This window comes from Nocardia sp. NPDC004568, assembly GCF_040609955.1.
Taxonomy (GTDB): Bacteria; Actinomycetota; Actinomycetes; order Mycobacteriales; family Mycobacteriaceae; genus Nocardia.
The window spans coordinates 1-16,344 of the sequence record NZ_JBEXLL010000034.1; the positions used below are offsets into that span (position 1 = coordinate 1).

Genomic DNA, 16,344 nt, shown 5'->3' on the forward strand with positions numbered 1-16,344 from the left:
CCGCAGACCCCCGGCGCCGCCGGGGGTCTGCGCCGTTTCCCGGGGGGTTCGCGAGTCGCGGCGACCCGGGGCGCGTCTGAGGCCGGACGGTCCGGCCGGTGCCCGATCGCGTATGCCGTAGCGCGGAGTTCATCAATGTGTAGCTGTTCGGTGAATTTCGTATGGCAGAGTTAGCTTCGCAGGTCTGCCCGCTGATTCGCCGCATGTTCGGTCCGGCGCATCGCCCGGGGGCGGGCGGAACGGAACAACTCGGCAGGATTAGGCTCGACACGTGATGCGACGGACGAAGATTGTGTGCACCCTCGGGCCGGCCACTGCCACCGAGGAACGTATTCGAGAGCTCGTCGAGAGTGGTATGGATGTCGCCCGGCTCAATTTCAGCCACGGCGAACACTCCGACCACGCCGAAAACTACAAGAAGGTGCGGCAGGCCTGCGACGATCTCGGCCGCGCCGTCGGCATACTCGCCGATCTGCAAGGCCCCAAGATCCGGTTGGGTCGCTTCGCCGAGGACCGGACGGTCTGGGCAACCGGTGAGACCGTGCGGATCACCGTCGACGACATCGTCGGCAGCCACGACCGTGTCTCCACCACCTACAAACAGCTCGCCGCCGACGCCAAATCCGGCGACCGGCTGCTGGTCGACGACGGCAAGGTCGGGCTCGAGGTGATCCGCGTCGAGGGCAACGACGTGGTGTGCGAGGTGACCGAGGGCGGCCCGGTCAGCAACAACAAGGGTGTTTCGCTGCCGGGTATGGATGTGTCGGTGCCCGCGCTCTCCGACAAAGACATCGAGGATCTGGAATTCGCCCTCAACCTGGGCGTGGACTTCATCGCGCTGTCCTTCGTGCGCTCTCCCTCCGATATCGAACTCGTCCACGAGGTGATGGACCGGGTCGGCCGCCGGGTACCGGTGATCGGCAAATTGGAGAAGCCCGAGGCCATCGACAACCTCGAGGCCGTGGTGCTGGCGTTCGACGCGGTCATGGTGGCCCGCGGCGACCTCGGTGTGGAACTGCCGCTCGAGCAGGTGCCGATCGTGCAGAAGCGGGCGATCCAGATGGCGCGCGAGAACGCCAAGCCGGTCATTGTCGCCACCCAGATGCTCGAATCGATGATCGAGAACTCCCGGCCCACCCGCGCGGAGGCCTCGGATGTGGCGAACGCGGTGCTCGACGGCGCGGACGCGGTCATGCTGTCCGGGGAGACCTCGGTCGGCAAGTATCCGATCGAGACGGTGCGCACCATGGCCCGCATCGTGCACGCGGTGGAGACCGAATCCACCAATGTCCCCCCGCTCACCCATACCCCGCGCACCAAGCGCGGTGTGATCTCCTACGCCGCCCGCGATATCGGGGAACGTCTCAACGCGAAGGCGCTGGTGGCCTTCACCCAGTCCGGTGACACGGTGCGCCGGCTGGCCCGGCTGCACACGCCGCTGCCGCTGCTGGCGTTCACCCCCCTTCCGGAAGTGCGCAGTCAGCTGGCGCTGACCTGGGGCACCGAAACCTTCATCGTGCCCACCGTGGACAGCACCGATGCCATGATCAAACAGGTCGATCAGGCGCTGCTGAGCATGAACCGGTATCGCAAGGGCGACCTCGTGGTCATCGTCGCGGGCTCTCCTCCCGGTACCGTCGGTTCCACCAACCTGATCCATGTGCACCGCATCGGCGAGGAGGATCACTGATGACCGAGGATCGCGGAGCCGCCCGGTGAGCGCGCCGGTCGGCGACCCGGAGACGGACAACCACACCGATCTGGACACCCTGCTGGAACTGCTGGATCTCGACGAGGTGTCCGAGGACGTCTTCCTCGGACACCATCCGGCGAAGGTGTCCAGCCGGACCTTCGGGGGCCAGCTCGTCTCCCAGGCGGTGATCGCGGCGGGCCGGACCGCCGGACACCGCCCGATCCACGCGCTGAACGCGCATTTCGTGCGCGGCGGCGATGTGAAGAAGCCGATCGAGTACCACGTGGAGCGGCACCGCGACGGCCGGGCGTTCGCCAACCGTACGGTCACCGCCACCCAGGACGGCCAGGAACTGTTCGTCATGCTGGCGTCGTTCCAGGAGTGGGGCAAGGGCCTCGAGCACGCGCACGAGCGGCCCGAGGTGCCGGATCCGGAGACGCTGCCGCGAATCCAGGAGAGCTTCGCCGGGTTCGAGGACAAACTCGAGATGTTCGTGAACGCCCCGCATCCGATCGATATGCGGTACACGAACGATCCGGCCTGGATCCTCAAGGGGACCGGGGAGAAGCTCAACCACAACCGGGTGTGGATGCGTGCCGACGGCACCCTGCCCGACGATCCGCTGATCCATGTCGCGGCGCTGAGCTATTCCTCCGACACCACCGTGCTCGATTCGATCCTCACCACGCATGGTCTGTCGTGGGGTCTGGACCGGATCGTGGCCGCCACGGTGAACCATTCCATCTGGTTCCACCGGCCGTTCCGCTTCGACGACTGGGCGCTGTACTCCACCGAGTCCCCGGTCGCCGCGGGATCGCGGGGCCTGGCCACCGGCCGCTTCTACTCGCGCGCGGGTGACCTGCTGGCCACCACGGTGCAGGAGGGCGTGATCCGGCACTTCCCGGCCCGCCGCTGAGCACTCGGGAACTGACGGATCAGAGGCGCTCCGGCAGCAGCGGCTCCCACTCGGGATCGGTGCGTTGTTCGGTGCTGAAGGTGAACGGCGCGCCCGGGCCGTGCGCGTCCAGACCCCGGAGCAGCCGGTGTTCGAGGGCGGCGAGATAGCCGTCGGTGAGTTCGGCCGGGTCGCCGGCCAGGCTCAGTGCGATCTCGAAGGTGGCGTGCCCCTGCGGCTGTGCCCCCGGATTGGCCGTACGCCAGCGATTGTCGAACTCGCGGTGCCGGGAATCGTCCTCGGCGACCGGCAGGGTGAAGCGCCACGCGCAGATATCACCGTCGCCCAGATGCTCGTCCAGTTCCGCTCGCACGGTGTCGACGAGGTCGTCCAGGATTTCCGGTGTCACATAAACATGAAGCGAAACATCCGAAATGCGTTTCGGCATGCCTGATTCCTGTCGTGTGTCGAACCTGCAACGGGATCGGATTCTTCGGATCGATGGTCCGGATGGCGAGTGTAGTGCCCTGAACGTGGAAAGTCAGGTCGCGCGTCGGTATTCGCGGCCGGCCGGGCGGGTGCGGGCGGTCCGGCCGCGGGTTCGCGGTGCCCGGCACGCCGCGGTCCGGCAGCGGCCCGCGCCGCGTAGCCGGCGCCGGCCCCCGCGCCGGTCGGACCGGTGTTCGGGCTCGAGTCCTCATGCGTACCAGGCGGTGTGCTGGGCCGCGACCAGCGGTGAGAGCCGAGTGGTGGCGGCATTCGGCCGGACCACCAGCGGCGGCCGGCCCCAGTGCTGATCCTCGGGCGTGGCGGCGGGGGCCAAGGCGACCAGCAGCGGCACCAGGGCCTCGGCGATCCGGTCACCGACCTCGCAGTACGCCTTGGCCGACAGGCCCACCGGGTCGGCGATGTTCTCCCGTCCGACCCGGGACAGGTTGTGCCGGTGACGATGCAGGTCGGCCACGGTGCGGGCGCCGGTGACGCGGGCGATCCGATAGGCCTCCAGCAGCGTGAAGGTCCGGGAGTGGGAACCGGCGGCCGTTTCGCCCACCTCGTCGCGAATGTTCTCGGTCATGGTGAGTACGAGATCCGCGCGGTCGATATGCTCGGGTCTGAGTTTGCGAGCACGGAATCCACTGGGATCCCCACCGAGCCCGGTGATGGCCTCGGCCGCCCGTGGTTCCACCGGGAACCCCACCAGGGCGCGAGTGCCGGCACTTTCGGCGGTGATGCCGGGGAGCCGGTATTCGACCGCGATGGAACAGGTGAGCCGTTCGGCGATCACCGAGCGGCACACGTTTCCATTGCAGACGAACAGGATGTGCATAGCGCAACGGTAATTCGCGCTGCCTGTGCGCAGCGCCGGTCTCTGTGCAATATCACAGCCTTACGAGTGTCAATTCATCTGCGTGTAGCGTGCCGTACACGAATACGGCCCGAATTTTCCCGCCGGTACGAAAAATGTTCCCGTGAATACCGAGCCGGTCGTGCCGGGCCTCGGGTGTCGGTGGTGGCGGCAACTCGCATTCCGAGGCGATCCCGGCGGGACTCCCGACCGGTCCTGGGATGGCGGACGCCGATATGTCTCGCCGCCGACGAAACGATCCACCCGCACCGCGGCGACGGCCGGTTCACCCGGTCCGGGTGAACCGGCCGTCGCGGGCCGCGGCGTACGGTCGCCGGAGTATGCCCGGAAGAACCGTCTGGCGAGGGAAGGTGGCTGCTCATGGCCGGTTCTGTCGGCGTCGTGGGTTCGAAGGTGACACCGGACTACGCGCGGGCGGTGGCGCGGACGGCGTACCTGTGGGGCTGGCCCTTGGTGAATATGCACAATCGCCGCGTCGCGATGGCACAGCTCCCCGAGCCCGGACTACTGGCCGGGGTCGCGCCCGCCGGTCCGCCCGGGACGCTGAGCATGCTGGGCGATTACATCCGCCCGGAGGAACGGCTCGTCGCCTGTCCGGACCAGGACCTCTTGCACGGGTTCGGTGTCCTGGACGCACGGCTGGAGCCCTCGGTCGTGCAGGTGCCCGAATTCGGTGACCGGTTCTGGGTGTATCAGGCGCTGGATCAGCGCACCGATTCGTTCGCCCGGCTCGGCGCCGTGTACGGGACCGCGCCCGGGTTCTATCTGCTCGCCCACGAATCCTGGACCGGCACGGTACCGACCGGGATCACCGGCGTCCTCCGCTACGACACCCGCTGCGGGGTGGTGATCCCCCGGGTCTTCCTCGACGACACCGCGCGCGATCGCGCGGCGATCGCGCCACTGGTGGACCGGATCACCATGTTTCCGCTGTCGGAGTTCGACGGGAGTGTGCGGATCGCCGACCGGTCCTCGATGCCCGCCTTCGGCGCGGGTTCCGTCCGCCGCGGGCGGCACGAGAGGCAATGGGTGGATCCGAATCAGTTCTTCTGTGTACTGGATGAGGTGCTCGACGAGGTACCGGCGCGACCCGGCGAGCAGGCCCTGTACGCGCGGTTCCGCGCGGTGCTGGCCGCGGCCGCGCACGATCGCGAGATCGCCGAGGTGCTGCGGCAGACGGCGGCCGATACCGACGCGGTGGTGGCGGAGTTGTTCGAGTTCCGCAATATCGGGATGCCGGTGGCCCGGTACTGGACCACCCGGCACCACGGCGCCACGTTCGGGACCGACTATCTGTCCCGGACCGCGATGGCGAAGTCGAACATCTTCGCCAACACTCCGGACGAAACCGCCTGCTTCTATCAGGACCTCGACGACACCGGTCACCGCCTGCACGGCGCCCGCACCTACACCGTGCACTTTCCCGCCGGGCAGTTGCCGCCGGTCCGGGCTTTCTGGTCGCTGACGGTCTACAACAGGCAGCACTTCTTCCATTCCAACGAACTGGATCGATATTCGCTGGGGACCAGGAATCAGGATCTCACCTACGGCGACGACGGATCGCTCACTCTCACGGTCGGCGGCGCCGGCCCCAGCGATCCGGGACAGCTCGCCAACTGGTTGCCCGCGCCCGATGACGCATTCTCGCTCTACCTGCGCGCCTACTGGCCCGAATCCGGCGTTCTCGACGGCAGCTGGTCGCCGCCCGCTGTCACGCCACGGGTGTGACAGCGGGGATCCGTCTCCTACAGGTCTTTCGCTACCTATGTAGACTACGGGGGTGCGAAAGACCCACGCGCTGATCGGGGTTGCCGTGGCCCTGCTGGCCGAGCCGGATGCCCGGCACTGGGGTTACGACCTCGCCCGGCGGTCCGGCGTCCGGTCCGGGGTGCTCTATCCGATGCTCGCCCGAATGCTGCGGGAGGGCTGGCTGACCGACGGCTGGGAAGATCCGGCGACGCTGACCGAGCGGCGCCCGCCGCGGCGCTATTACGAACTGACCGAACACGGAAAACTGGAACTGGCCGCCACGGTGCGCGCGGCGCGCGCCGACCGCCGGTTCTCCGCAATGGACCTGGGGTGGACATGATGACGACACTGCTGGAGACCGTGGCCTCATGGCACGGCCTCGCCGCCTTCCTCGTCGCGGTGGCGATCTTCGGATTCTTCCCCGGCTTCCTGCTGCGGCTGCTGGTGCGCCTCTATCCCGCCGGTGATGCCCGGCGGCGCGAACTGACCGCCGAGTTGTACGCGGTGCCGCGGCTGCTGCGCCCGTTCTGGGTCGCCGAACAGTTCGAAACCGTGCTGTACGAGGGCACCGGGCTCCGGTATCGCGCCCGGCGGGCCCGGGTGCTGGCGAAGCACCTCGCCGCCGACGGGCTCGCCGCGTTGGATCACCAGGCCCGGCGCGCGATCGCCGAGGCCGGTGCCCACGACGACGAGATGGTGTTCGTCGAACTGGGCGCGACCACCCTGATCGCGCAGCGCGTGGGTGATGTGCGGCGGCGGACGCGACGATCGCCGGCGGAACGGTTGCGGGGTGTCGTGCGCCGGGCGACGGTATCGCCGCGGCGGCGCCGATACATCCGGGAGCTGCGGTCGCGGATGACCGCGCGGGTCGGCCCGGCGGTGTCGTTGCTCGGAGAGGTGGCGGGGGAGCCGACGCACGGCCGCCGGTTGCCGGGGGTTCGGACGCGGTGACGCAGCGCGCGGACCCCGGGGCGCGAGCCACCGCGGACCCACTGCGGACTGTGTGAGGGGAGAGGGGACGGCCCGATCCGGAAATACCGTCCGACCTTGGTGCCGAGTGTGGGACTCGAACCCACACGTCCTTTCGGACAACGGTTTTTGAGACCGTCGCGTCTGCCAGTTCCGCCAACTCGGCGCACCGGGTGCTCATAGTAGCGGCTGCGCGCCCGGAACACCGAATCGCGGGGGCCGCGATAGCGCCGGAACCGTGTTACGCAGGGTATATGCACCGCCGATCACGGTGAAAGGTAGTCTCTACACCACCCGATCGCGTGACGGCGGATCGACGGCCGTGCTCCGGCCGGGATCCGTCGTCCGTGCTCTCGGGACGAGGCATCGGAACCAGAGGGGTCGTTTATGAGCACGAGTGCGGACGCCGCGGCGAAACGCGTGGTCGTCGCCGAAGACGAGGCGTTGATCCGGATGGATCTGGTCGAGATGCTGACCGAAGAGGGATACCAGGTGGTGGGGGAGGCCGGGGACGGCCAGCAGGCGGTGGACCTCGCGGTGGAGCACCGGCCCGATCTGGTGATCATGGATGTGAAGATGCCGCGCCGCGACGGAATCGATGCCGCGGCCGAGATCGCCTCGAAACGTGTTGCGCCCGTGGTCATCCTGACCGCGTTCAGTCAGCGTGACCTGGTGGAGCGGGCGCGTGACGCCGGTGCCATGGCCTACCTCGTGAAACCCTTTACCAAATCCGATCTGGTTCCGGCGATCGAACTGGCGGCCAGCCGGTTCCACGAGATCACCGCGCTGGAGAGCGAGGTCGCGGGCCTCTCCGAGCGGTTGGAGACCCGTAAACTCGTCGAACGGGCCAAGGGTGTACTCATGCAGACGCAGGGGCTCAGTGAACCGCAGGCCTTCAAATGGATCCAGCGCACCGCCATGGACCGCCGCACCACGATGAAGGCGGTGGCCGAGGTGGTCCTGGAGAACCTCACCCCGCAGTAAGCCCCGCGAGGGGTGCGGACCAGCCTTAACACCCCGGAAACACAAGCCGGAAAATAATTTGCGACGACATCATCCCGATGATCCGAATGTGACACGGGATCAACATGCCGGAGCTATGTTTCTCACGAGTCGGAGTCTTCGGCTCCCTCGGCCGGCCGAGGTTGATGAGGAACATAGGGGTAGATCGTGCTCGGTTCGATATGGCTGTCGGGTGCCCCCCGGCGCGGACGCACGGTACGCGGAATGGTGAGTATCGGGGCGGCCGCCGTGCTGGTCCTGACCGGATGCGGTGACAAGACCACCGAGAATGCGGAAACGTCGAATGCGGGGGGACTGTCCATCCAACCGCTGATGCAGATCGACTCGGCGGGTAAGGAAGTTCCGGCCGCCGATACCGCCGCCGCGGCCGATCCGGCCGGCAACGGGGCGGCCACCTGCCCGCCGACCACCACCATCGCCATGGCCGGCGCGCTGACCGGCCCGGACGCGGCGCTGGGCATCAATATCGTCAACGGCGTGAAACTGGCCCTGGATCAGCACAACAAGGCGAATCCGGGCTGCCAGATCAAGCTGAAGGAATACGACACCGAGGGCGATCCGCAGAAGGCCAGCCAGGTCATCCCGCAGATCGTGAACGATCCGTCGGTGATCGGCGTGGTCGGCCCCGCGTTCTCCGGCGAGACCAAGGCCACCGGGCAGATCCTCAGCGACGCCGGGCTGGTCGCGGTCTCCTCCTCGGCCACCAACGCCACGCTGACGAAGAACGGCTGGAAGACCTTCTTCCGCGGCTTGGCCAATGACGACGTGCAGGGTCCGTCGGTGGCGAAGTACCTGGTCGGTACGGCCGGCTACAAGAAGGTGTGCGTGGTCCAGGACAACACCGATTACGGCGTGGGCCTGGCCCAGAGCATCACCGCCGGGCTGGGCGCGGCCGCCGATCCGGCCTGCGCGGCCAGTATCAAGAAGGGTGACAAGGACTTCTCCGCCACCGTCACCAAGATCTCCGGCGCACAGCCGGACGCGGTCTTCTACTCCGGGTACTACGCCGAGGCGGCGCCGCTGGTACAGCAGCTGCGGTCCGGCGGGGTGGACGCGACCTTCGTCTCCGCCGACGGCACCAACGATCCGCAGTTCGTCTCCCAGGCGGGCGGCTCGTCGGAAGGCGCGCTGCTGTCCTGCCCGTGCGGTCCGGGACCGGAGGAGTTCACCCGGGCCTACGAGGAACTGAACGGTCAGGCCCCCGGCGTGTACTCGGTCGAGGGCTACGACCTGACCACCATCCTCGCGGCCGGTATCGATGCCGGCAAACTCACCCGTCCCGACCTGCTGGAGTTCGTCCGCGGCTACAGCGGCGACGGTCTGGCCCGGCACTACCAGTGGAATGCCGACGGGGAACTGTCCTCCGCGCTGATCTGGGTCTACAAGGTCGGATAACGGCCGGCGGGCGGTACGCGCCCCGGCATTCGCCGGGGGCGCGTAGCGCGCGCTGCTCGGGTGAGGGTCCGATGATGATGAGGGCGGATTTCGAATGACAGCATCCTTGCCGGCCGCCGCGGCCGTACTCGCGCAGGGATCGATCGACTTCAACTACCAGGGCGTGATCGATCAGTTCTGGCGGCTCACGGTCGACGGTTTGTCCTACGGCGCGATATACGCGCTGGTGGCGGTGGGGTACACCCTGGTCTACGGGGTACTCCGGCTGATCAATTTCGCGCATTCCGAAGTGTTCATGCTCGGGATGTTCGGGCAGTACGTGGGCCTGATGCTGCTGGGGTTCGCGCCCAGCGGCAATGTCTACAGCCAGGGCGTGATCCTCACGGTGACCTATATGGGCCTGGCGATGATCTTCGGTATGGCCGTGTCGGGTGCGGCCGCGGTCGGATTGGAGCGCGCCGCCTATCGGCCGCTGCGCCGCCGCGGCGCCAAACCGCTGACCTTCCTGATCACCGCGATCGGCATGTCGTTCGTACTCCAGGAATTCGTGCACTTCGTACTGCCGAAGCTGTGGCCGGACCTGGGTGGTACCAATGCGCAGCAGCCGATCATGCTGGTCGAACCGACGGTGCAGTTCACCATCGGCGGCGCCGACGTCACCAATGTGACGCTGGTGATCGTGGTGTCGGCGGTGACACTGGCGGTCCTGGCCGAGGTGCTCATCAACCGCACCCGGTTCGGGCGCGGTATCCGCGCGGTGGCCCAGGATCCCGATACCGCCACGTTGATGGGGGTTTCGCGGGAGCGGGTCATCATGCTGACGTTCCTCATCGGCGGTCTGCTGGCCGGCGCCGCCGCGATGCTGTACGTGATGAAGATCCCCAACGCCATCATCTTCTCGGGCGGGTTCGTGCTCGGTATCAAGGCGTTCAGTGCCGCGGTGCTGGGCGGTATCGGCAATCTGCGCGGCGCCCTGCTCGGCGGTCTGCTGCTCGGCCTGGTCGAGAACTACGGCCAGATGCTGTTCGGCACCGAATGGCGTGACGTGGTGGCGTTCGTGGTACTGGTACTGGTGTTGTTCTTCCGGCCCACCGGCATTCTCGGTGAAAGTCTCGGGAGGGCCCGCACATGAGCACGGTGCAGATCGAGAAAACCGCCGGGCACGGGTTGGGCGACGAGATCCGCAGCTGGTGGGCCGGGCTGAGCCGCCCGGCGCAGTGGGCGGTGGGTATTCCCGCCCTCGCGGTCCTGGCGCTGCTGCCGCTGTTCCCGCCGCCGCTGCTGGACACCCCCGGGACCAGTTTCGGTGGGGTCATGGCACAGTTCGCCATGTACGCCCTGATCGCCATCGGCCTGAACGTGGTGGTCGGCCAGGCCGGGCTGCTGGATCTCGGCTATGTCGGCTTCTATGCGGTAGGCGCGTATACCGTCGGCCTGCTCACCAGTCCGAACAGTCCGTGGAATCAGACCGACGGCGGCTGGCTGCACTCCGATTGGGCGTGGCTGGCGTGTGTTCCGCTGGCCATTCTGGTGACCGCGGTCTCCGGACTGATCCTCGGTTCGCCGACGCTGCGGTTGCGCGGGGACTATCTGGCCATCGTGACCCTCGGTTTCGGTGAGATCGTCCGGCTGCTCGCCGACAACCTGGGTGAACTCACCAACGGCAGCCTGGGCCTGGCCGGGATCGCCTATCCGCATATCGGCGAATCGGAATCCCGGCCCAACGGTGTCTTCTCGACCGGCAATGTCGGCGATCCGAACAGTTCCGACCTGATCGACCGCGCCAACTCCGGCACCTGGTGGTACTGGGTCGGCATGCTCGCCGTGGTAGCGGTGCTGCTGCTGGTCGGAAACCTGGAACGCAGCCGGGTCGGCCGGGCGTGGGTGGCCATTCGCGAGGACGAGGACGCCGCGGAGATCATGGGGGTGCCCACCTTCAAGTTCAAACTGTGGGCGTTCATGATCGGCGCCGGGATCGGCGGCCTGTCCGGCGCCCTGTTCGCGGGCCAGGTGCAGTTCATCAACCCGACCGGCTTCAACATCATCAACTCGATGCTGTTCCTGTGCGCGGTGGTGATCGGCGGCCAGGGCAACAAACTCGGCGTGATCGTCGGGGCCTTCCTGGTGGTGTACCTGCCGAACCGGTTGATGTCGGTGGAGATCACCGATGACGAGACCACCGGATACATCCAGCTCACGGTCGCGATCGTGGTGGTTGCGGCGCTGGCGGTGGGCTGGCGGCTGCGGGCCCGGGAGCTGACCGGCCCGTGGCGCTGGGGGTATCTCGCGGTGACCGTGCTCGCCGCGGTGTACGCCGTGCTGCTCCTGAGCAGTGTGCTCATGTTCTTTTCCGGCGGTGCGCAGAGCCTCGGTGACCTCAAATATCTGTACTTCGGAATCGCACTGGTGGTGATGATGATCCTGCGACCCCAGGGCCTGTTCCCGGTCCGGCAGAAACTGCTCGCCTACGGCCGGCAGATCGTGCGGGCCGTCCGCCGGCCCGCCGGGGAGGCGACGTCGTGACCGGGCCGAACGCGGGCGACGCGCTGTTCGACAACGAGGACCTGGCCGCCGGATACACCGCCGAGCAGCCGGTCGAATCGGCCGGGGAGGTCGATGTGACCGCCGTCGATCCGGCGCTCGCCGACGCGGCGACGGTGGCCGAGGTGGTGGCCGCGCACCGCGAGATCCGGACCGAGGTCGGGGCGCCGCTGTTGCGTACCGAGAACCTCACCGTGACGTTCGGCGGGCTCACCGCCCTCGAAGCGGTGACTTTCGAGATCCGGCGCGGCGAGATCCTGGGCCTCATCGGGCCCAACGGCGCCGGGAAGACCACCTGTTTCAACGCGATCACCGGGGTGTACCGGCCCGCGGTGGGCGCGGTGTACTTCGACGGGAAACCGCTCACCAAGACCACACGCAACGCGATCACCCGGCTCGGAATCGCCCGGACCTTCCAGAACGTGCGATTGTTCGGGGAGATGACCGCCTTGGAGAATGTGGTCGTGGGCACCGACGCCCGGCACCGGACCTCGGTGCCCGGGGCGATCCTGCGGACCCGGCGGCATCGCCGCGAGGAACGGGATGCGATCGAACGCGGAATGGCGCTGCTGGAGTTCGTGGGGATCGCGCCGCGCGCGGTGGAGAAGGCCCGCAATCTCTCCTACGGCGACCAGCGGCGCCTCGAGATCGCGCGGGCGCTGGCGACCGAACCCAAACTGCTGTGCCTGGACGAACCGGCCGCCGGGTTCAATCCGAGCGAGAAATCCGCGCTCATGGACCTGATCCGCAAGATCCGCGACGACGGGTTCACCGTGCTGCTGATCGAGCACGATATGCGGCTGGTGATGGGGGTCACCGATCGGATCGTGGTGCTGGAGTTCGGCCGCAAGATCGCCGACGGCCTGCCCGAGCAGATCCGTACCGACCCGGCGGTCATCGCCGCCTACCTGGGCGTACCGGACGAGGACCTGACCTCGGCGGATATCTCGGCGTCCACGGCGGCACTGCGCGCGGAGCAGGACGCGGCCGGCGACGCCGGGCGCGGATCGGAGGAGCGGGGTTGACCACGACATCGGACCAGTTCTCGAAGGACACCGGCGCCGCGCCGCTGCTCGAGGTCACCGATATGGTCGTCGCCTACGGCAGAATCGAGGCCCTGCACGGTATTTCGCTGCGGGTCGCACCGGGGGAACTGGTCACCCTGCTGGGCGCGAACGGCGCCGGGAAGACCACGACCATGCGCGCCCTGTCGGGTCTGCTGCCGTTGACCCGCGGGCAGATCCGGTTCGAGGGCCGCGATATCAGCCGGTTGAAGGCGCACGAGCGGGTGATCGCCGGACTGGTGCAGGCGCCCGAGGGGCGAGGTGTGTTCCCGGGGATGACCGTGCAGGAGAACCTCGATATGGGGTGCTACGCGCGGCCTTTCGCCAAGAAGGCCGAGTACGCGGCCGCCCTGGACCGGGTCTTCGAACTGTTCCCGCGGCTGCTGGAGCGGCGCAGACAGTCCGGTGGCACGCTCTCGGGGGGCGAGCAGCAGATGCTCGCCATCGGGCGGGCGCTGATGGCCCGGCCGCGGCTGCTGCTCCTGGACGAGCCGTCCATGGGTCTGGCGCCGATGGTGATCCAGCAGATCTTCCGGATCATCGCCGAGATCAACGCCACCGGCACCACCGTACTGCTGGTGGAGCAGAACGCCCGGCAGGCGCTGGCCCGCAGCGACCGCGCCTACATCGTGGAAACCGGAAAGGTCACCAAGACCGGGCGCGGCCGCGAACTGCTCGACGATCCGGCGGTGCAGGCCGCCTATCTGGGGGTCGGCTGAGCTCGGCTCCCGACTTACCGGCGTACCACCTGGTCACCGGTGCCGGAGGCGCGCGGGTCCGGGGGTGTCGGCCCGGGCGGCTCCCGTCCGATACCGGGCGGCGCCGGCCCTGGGCGAGCCGGTACGGGGGTGGGCGGGTGTCGGTGGGGGTCCCTAGACTCTCCGAGTGTGACCTCACCGACCTCCGCGCAGCCGACGACCGCCGCCTCCGCCACCCCGGGTTCCTCGGGAGATCGGCCCACGCTGCTGCTACTGGACGGGCATTCGCTGGCCTACCGGGCCTTCTATGCGCTTCCCGCGGAGAATTTCCAGACGGTCACCGGGCAGACCACCAACGCGGTGTACGGGTTCACCGCCATGCTCATCAATCTGCTGCGCGACGAGAAACCGACCCATGTGGCGGCCGCGTTCGACGTCTCCCGGCAGACCTTCCGGGTGGAGGCCTACCCGGAATACAAGGCCAACCGGTCCTCGACCCCCGACGAATTCCGCGGGCAGGTCGAACTGACCAAAGAGGTGCTGGGCGCACTCGGTATCCCGGTGATGGCCATCGAGGGCTACGAGGCCGACGACATCATCGCCACGCTCACCACTCAGGCCGTGCCCCAGGGATACCGGGTCCTGGTGGTCACCGGCGATCGGGACTCCATCCAGCTGGTCTGTGACGACGTCACCGTGCTGTACCCCCGCAAGGGGGTCTCCGATCTCACCCGCTTCACCCCGGAGGAGGTCGAGAAGAAATACGGTCTCACCCCGGCGCAGTACCCGGATTACGCCGCGCTGCGCGGAGACCCGAGCGACAACCTCCCCGGTATCCCCGGCGTGGGGGAGAAGACGGCCGCCAAATGGATCCGTGAGTACGGCGATCTGAACACCCTCGTCGACAAGGTGGACGAGGTCCGCGGCAAGGTCGGCGACTCGCTGCGCGCCAATCTGAGCAGTGTGGTGCTCAACCGGCAGCTCACCGAGATGGTCCGCGACGTTCCGCTGCCCTACACCCCCGATCAGCTGGCCCAGGGGGCCTGGAACCGGGAGCGGATCCACCAGCTGTTCGACGATCTGGAATTCCGGGTACTGCGCGACCGGCTCTTCGAAACCCTCGCCCCGCCCACCGTGGAGGCCGAATCGGGTTTCGAGATCAGCGGGCGCACGCTGGAGCCCGGAAGTGTCGCGGACTGGCTTGCCGAGCACGCGAAATCCGGTTCCCGACACGGTATTTCGTTGTCCGGCACCAGCACACCGGCGGCCGGTGACGTGCGTGCGCTCGCCATCGCCGCCGCCGACGGAGAGTCCGGCTATATCGATATCACCGCCCTCACCGCCGAGGACGAATCCGCGCTCGGCGCCTGGCTCACCGATACGTCGCATCGCAAGGCCCTGCACGAGGCCAAGGGCGCGCTGCACGCGCTGCGCGGTCGCGGCTGGACACTGGGCGGTCTGAGCAGCGATACCGCGCTGGCCGCCTACCTGGTCCGGCCGGGGCAGCGCAGCTTCAACCTCGACGATCTGTCGCTGCGGTACCTGCACCGCGAACTGCGCACCGAAACCGAAGCGGCACCGCAGCTGTCCCTGCTGGACGCCGAGGACGCGGTCGACGCCGAGCTCGCGCAGAACGAGATGCTGCGGGCGCGGGCGGTCGCCGATCTGGCCGATGCCCTGGACGAAGAGCTCGCGAAGATCGAATCCACGCCGCTGCTCGACGAGATGGAACTGCCGCTGCTCGGGGTGCTCGCCGAACTCGAGGACGCCGGTATCGCCGTCGACACCGATCAGCTCGGCGAATTGCAGCGGCAGTTCGCGGACAAGGTCGCCGAAGCCGCGAACGCCGCCTACGACGTCATCGGCAAGCAGATCAATCTCGGGTCCCCGAAGCAGCTGCAGGTGGTGCTGTTCGACGAGCTCGATATGCCCAAGACCAAGCGCACCAAAACCGGCTACACCACCGACGCGGACGCGCTGGAATCGCTGTACGAGAAGACCGAGCATCCCTTTCTGCAGCATCTGCTCGCCCACCGCGACGCCACCCGCCTCAAGGTCACCGTGGACGGCCTGCTGAAATCCGTGGCCGACGACGGCCGGATCCACACCACCTTCAACCAGACCATCGCGGCCACCGGGCGGCTGTCGTCCACCGAACCCAACCTGCAGAACATTCCCATCCGTACCGATACCGGCCGGATGATCCGTGACACCTTCGTGGTGGGGTCGGGCTACGAATCGCTGATGACGGCCGACTACAGCCAGATCGAGATGCGGATCATGGCGCATCTGTCCGGTGACGAGGGCCTGATCGAAGCGTTCAACTCCGGCGAGGATCTGCACAGTTTCGTGGCCTCCAAGGCGTTCGACATTCCGATCTCCGAGGTGTCCCCGGAGGTGCGCCGCCGCATCAAGGCCATGTCCTACGGCCTCGCGTACGGCCTCAGCTCCTACGGTCTGTCCGCCCAGCTGAAGATCAGCACCCAGGAGGCGAAGGAGCAGATGGACATCTACTTCGCCCGGTTCGGCGGTATCCGCGACTATCTGCACGCCGTGGTAGAGCAGGCGCGCAAGGTGGGTTACACGCAGACCCTCTTCGGCCGCCGTCGCTACCTGCCCGACCTCGACCACAGCAACCGGCAGCGCCGCGAGGCCGCCGAGCGGATGGCGCTCAATGCCCCGATCCAGGGCACCGCCGCCGATATCATCAAGGTCGCGATGATCAATGTGCACAACGCGCTCGCGGAGTCCGGGCTGCGTTCCCGGATGTTGTTGCAGATCCACGACGAACTCGTCTTCGAGGTCGCGCCCGGCGAGCGCGAACAGTTGCAGGAGCTGGCCCGGGAGCAGATGGCCTCGGCCATCGAACTCTCGGTGCCGCTGAGTGTTTCGGTCGGCGTCGGACGCAGCTGGGACGCGGCGGCGCACTGAGTCGCGCGGCGGCGGTCCGT

Annotated in this window: 14 protein-coding genes and 1 tRNA gene; 12 read left to right on the forward strand and 3 right to left on the reverse strand. The window is 67.7% G+C overall.

Translation table 11 applies throughout. The features are described from left to right. Positions 1-271: 271 nt before the first annotated feature. Both pyk and ABZV91_RS16940 read left to right on the forward strand, forming a co-directional pair. A complete protein-coding gene (gene pyk / locus ABZV91_RS16935) occupies positions 272-1,690 on the forward strand; it encodes a pyruvate kinase (RefSeq protein ID WP_355242032.1) in 1,419 nt (472 codons plus the stop codon). After that, on the forward strand, positions 1,683-2,609 hold the full coding sequence (locus ABZV91_RS16940; protein ID WP_355242185.1) for an acyl-CoA thioesterase II: 927 nt from the start codon (positions 1,683-1,685) through the stop codon (positions 2,607-2,609). Before pyk ends, ABZV91_RS16940 begins: the two co-directional genes overlap by 8 nt. A 19-nt stretch (positions 2,610-2,628) precedes the next feature. Here the strand turns inward: ABZV91_RS16940 and ABZV91_RS16945 are convergent, their stop codons facing one another. Both ABZV91_RS16945 and ABZV91_RS16950 read right to left on the reverse strand, forming a co-directional pair. After that, positions 2,629-3,036, reverse strand: a complete 408-nt coding sequence (locus tag ABZV91_RS16945; RefSeq protein ID WP_355242035.1) for a hypothetical protein — start codon at positions 3,034-3,036, stop codon at positions 2,629-2,631. A gap of 249 nt (positions 3,037-3,285) precedes the next feature. After that, complete coding sequence (locus ABZV91_RS16950; protein ID WP_355242038.1) at positions 3,286-3,915, reverse strand: low molecular weight phosphatase family protein; 630 nt, start codon at positions 3,913-3,915, stop codon at positions 3,286-3,288. Between the two features lie 399 nt (positions 3,916-4,314). Between ABZV91_RS16950 and ABZV91_RS16955 the strand changes: the two genes are divergently transcribed. From ABZV91_RS16955 to ABZV91_RS16965, 3 genes are read left to right on the forward strand one after another with little or no spacing between them, the layout of a single operon-like run. Continuing rightward, the gene (locus ABZV91_RS16955) at positions 4,315-5,682 is read left to right on the forward strand and encodes a DUF1214 domain-containing protein (RefSeq protein ID WP_355242041.1); all 1,368 of its coding nucleotides are present in this window, start codon (positions 4,315-4,317) and stop codon (positions 5,680-5,682) included. Positions 5,683-5,734: 52 nt separating this feature from the next. Next, positions 5,735-6,043 (forward strand): helix-turn-helix transcriptional regulator, encoded by a 309-nt coding sequence (locus ABZV91_RS16960; protein ID WP_355242044.1) that lies wholly within the window; start codon positions 5,735-5,737, stop codon positions 6,041-6,043. Further along, positions 6,040-6,654, forward strand: a complete 615-nt coding sequence (locus tag ABZV91_RS16965) for a hypothetical protein (protein WP_355242047.1) — start codon at positions 6,040-6,042, stop codon at positions 6,652-6,654. Before ABZV91_RS16960 ends, ABZV91_RS16965 begins: the two co-directional genes overlap by 4 nt. Positions 6,655-6,751: 97 nt before the next feature. Here ABZV91_RS16965 and ABZV91_RS16970 read toward each other — a convergent pair. Further along, positions 6,752-6,838, reverse strand: a tRNA-Leu gene (locus tag ABZV91_RS16970). A 221-nt stretch (positions 6,839-7,059) separates the two neighbouring features. Here ABZV91_RS16970 and ABZV91_RS16975 point away from each other — a divergent pair. The 7 genes from ABZV91_RS16975 (at position 7,060) to polA (ending at position 16,324) form a co-directional block, all read left to right on the forward strand. Then, on the forward strand, positions 7,060-7,656 hold the full coding sequence (locus tag ABZV91_RS16975; RefSeq protein WP_030523743.1) for an ANTAR domain-containing response regulator: 597 nt from the start codon (positions 7,060-7,062) through the stop codon (positions 7,654-7,656). A 243-nt stretch (positions 7,657-7,899) separates the two neighbouring features. Continuing rightward, positions 7,900-9,090, forward strand: coding sequence for a branched-chain amino acid ABC transporter substrate-binding protein (locus ABZV91_RS16980; protein ID WP_355242050.1), 1,191 nt, complete (start codon positions 7,900-7,902; stop codon positions 9,088-9,090). Positions 9,091-9,184: 94 nt separating this feature from the next. After that, positions 9,185-10,222 (forward strand): branched-chain amino acid ABC transporter permease, encoded by a 1,038-nt coding sequence (locus ABZV91_RS16985; protein WP_039823921.1) that lies wholly within the window; start codon positions 9,185-9,187, stop codon positions 10,220-10,222. Further along, positions 10,219-11,613, forward strand: a complete 1,395-nt coding sequence (locus ABZV91_RS16990; RefSeq protein WP_355242053.1) for a branched-chain amino acid ABC transporter permease — start codon at positions 10,219-10,221, stop codon at positions 11,611-11,613. The genes ABZV91_RS16985 and ABZV91_RS16990 overlap by 4 nt, the downstream gene beginning before the upstream one ends. Next, positions 11,610-12,656: an ABC transporter ATP-binding protein gene (locus ABZV91_RS16995; protein WP_355242056.1), complete on the forward strand. Its 1,047-nt coding sequence runs from the start codon at positions 11,610-11,612 to the stop codon at positions 12,654-12,656. Before ABZV91_RS16990 ends, ABZV91_RS16995 begins: the two co-directional genes overlap by 4 nt. Positions 12,657-12,718: 62 nt before the next feature. Continuing rightward, entirely contained in the window at positions 12,719-13,414 is a 696-nt protein-coding gene (locus tag ABZV91_RS17000; protein WP_355242187.1) for an ABC transporter ATP-binding protein, read from the forward strand. 168 nt (positions 13,415-13,582) lie between these two features. Then, on the forward strand, positions 13,583-16,324 hold the full coding sequence (gene polA / locus ABZV91_RS17005) for a DNA polymerase I (RefSeq protein ID WP_355242058.1): 2,742 nt from the start codon (positions 13,583-13,585) through the stop codon (positions 16,322-16,324). Positions 16,325-16,344: the final 20 nt, after the last annotated feature.

Coding starts and splice junctions, on each gene's coding strand:
- ABZV91_RS16985 (WP_039823921.1), top strand. CDS start 9,185: ATGACAGCATCCTTGCCGGCCGCCGCGGCCGTACTCGCGCAGGGATCG.
- ABZV91_RS16965 (WP_355242047.1), top strand. CDS start 6,040: ATGATGACGACACTGCTGGAGACCGTGGCCTCATGGCACGGCCTCGCC.
- ABZV91_RS16945 (WP_355242035.1), bottom strand. CDS start 3,036: ATGCCGAAACGCATTTCGGATGTTTCGCTTCATGTTTATGTGACACCG.
- ABZV91_RS17000 (WP_355242187.1), top strand. CDS start 12,719: ATGGTCGTCGCCTACGGCAGAATCGAGGCCCTGCACGGTATTTCGCTG.
- ABZV91_RS16975 (WP_030523743.1), top strand. CDS start 7,060: ATGAGCACGAGTGCGGACGCCGCGGCGAAACGCGTGGTCGTCGCCGAA.
- ABZV91_RS16980 (WP_355242050.1), top strand. CDS start 7,900: ATGGTGAGTATCGGGGCGGCCGCCGTGCTGGTCCTGACCGGATGCGGT.
- ABZV91_RS16955 (WP_355242041.1), top strand. CDS start 4,315: ATGGCCGGTTCTGTCGGCGTCGTGGGTTCGAAGGTGACACCGGACTAC.
- ABZV91_RS16990 (WP_355242053.1), top strand. CDS start 10,219: ATGAGCACGGTGCAGATCGAGAAAACCGCCGGGCACGGGTTGGGCGAC.
- ABZV91_RS16950 (WP_355242038.1), bottom strand. CDS start 3,915: ATGCACATCCTGTTCGTCTGCAATGGAAACGTGTGCCGCTCGGTGATC.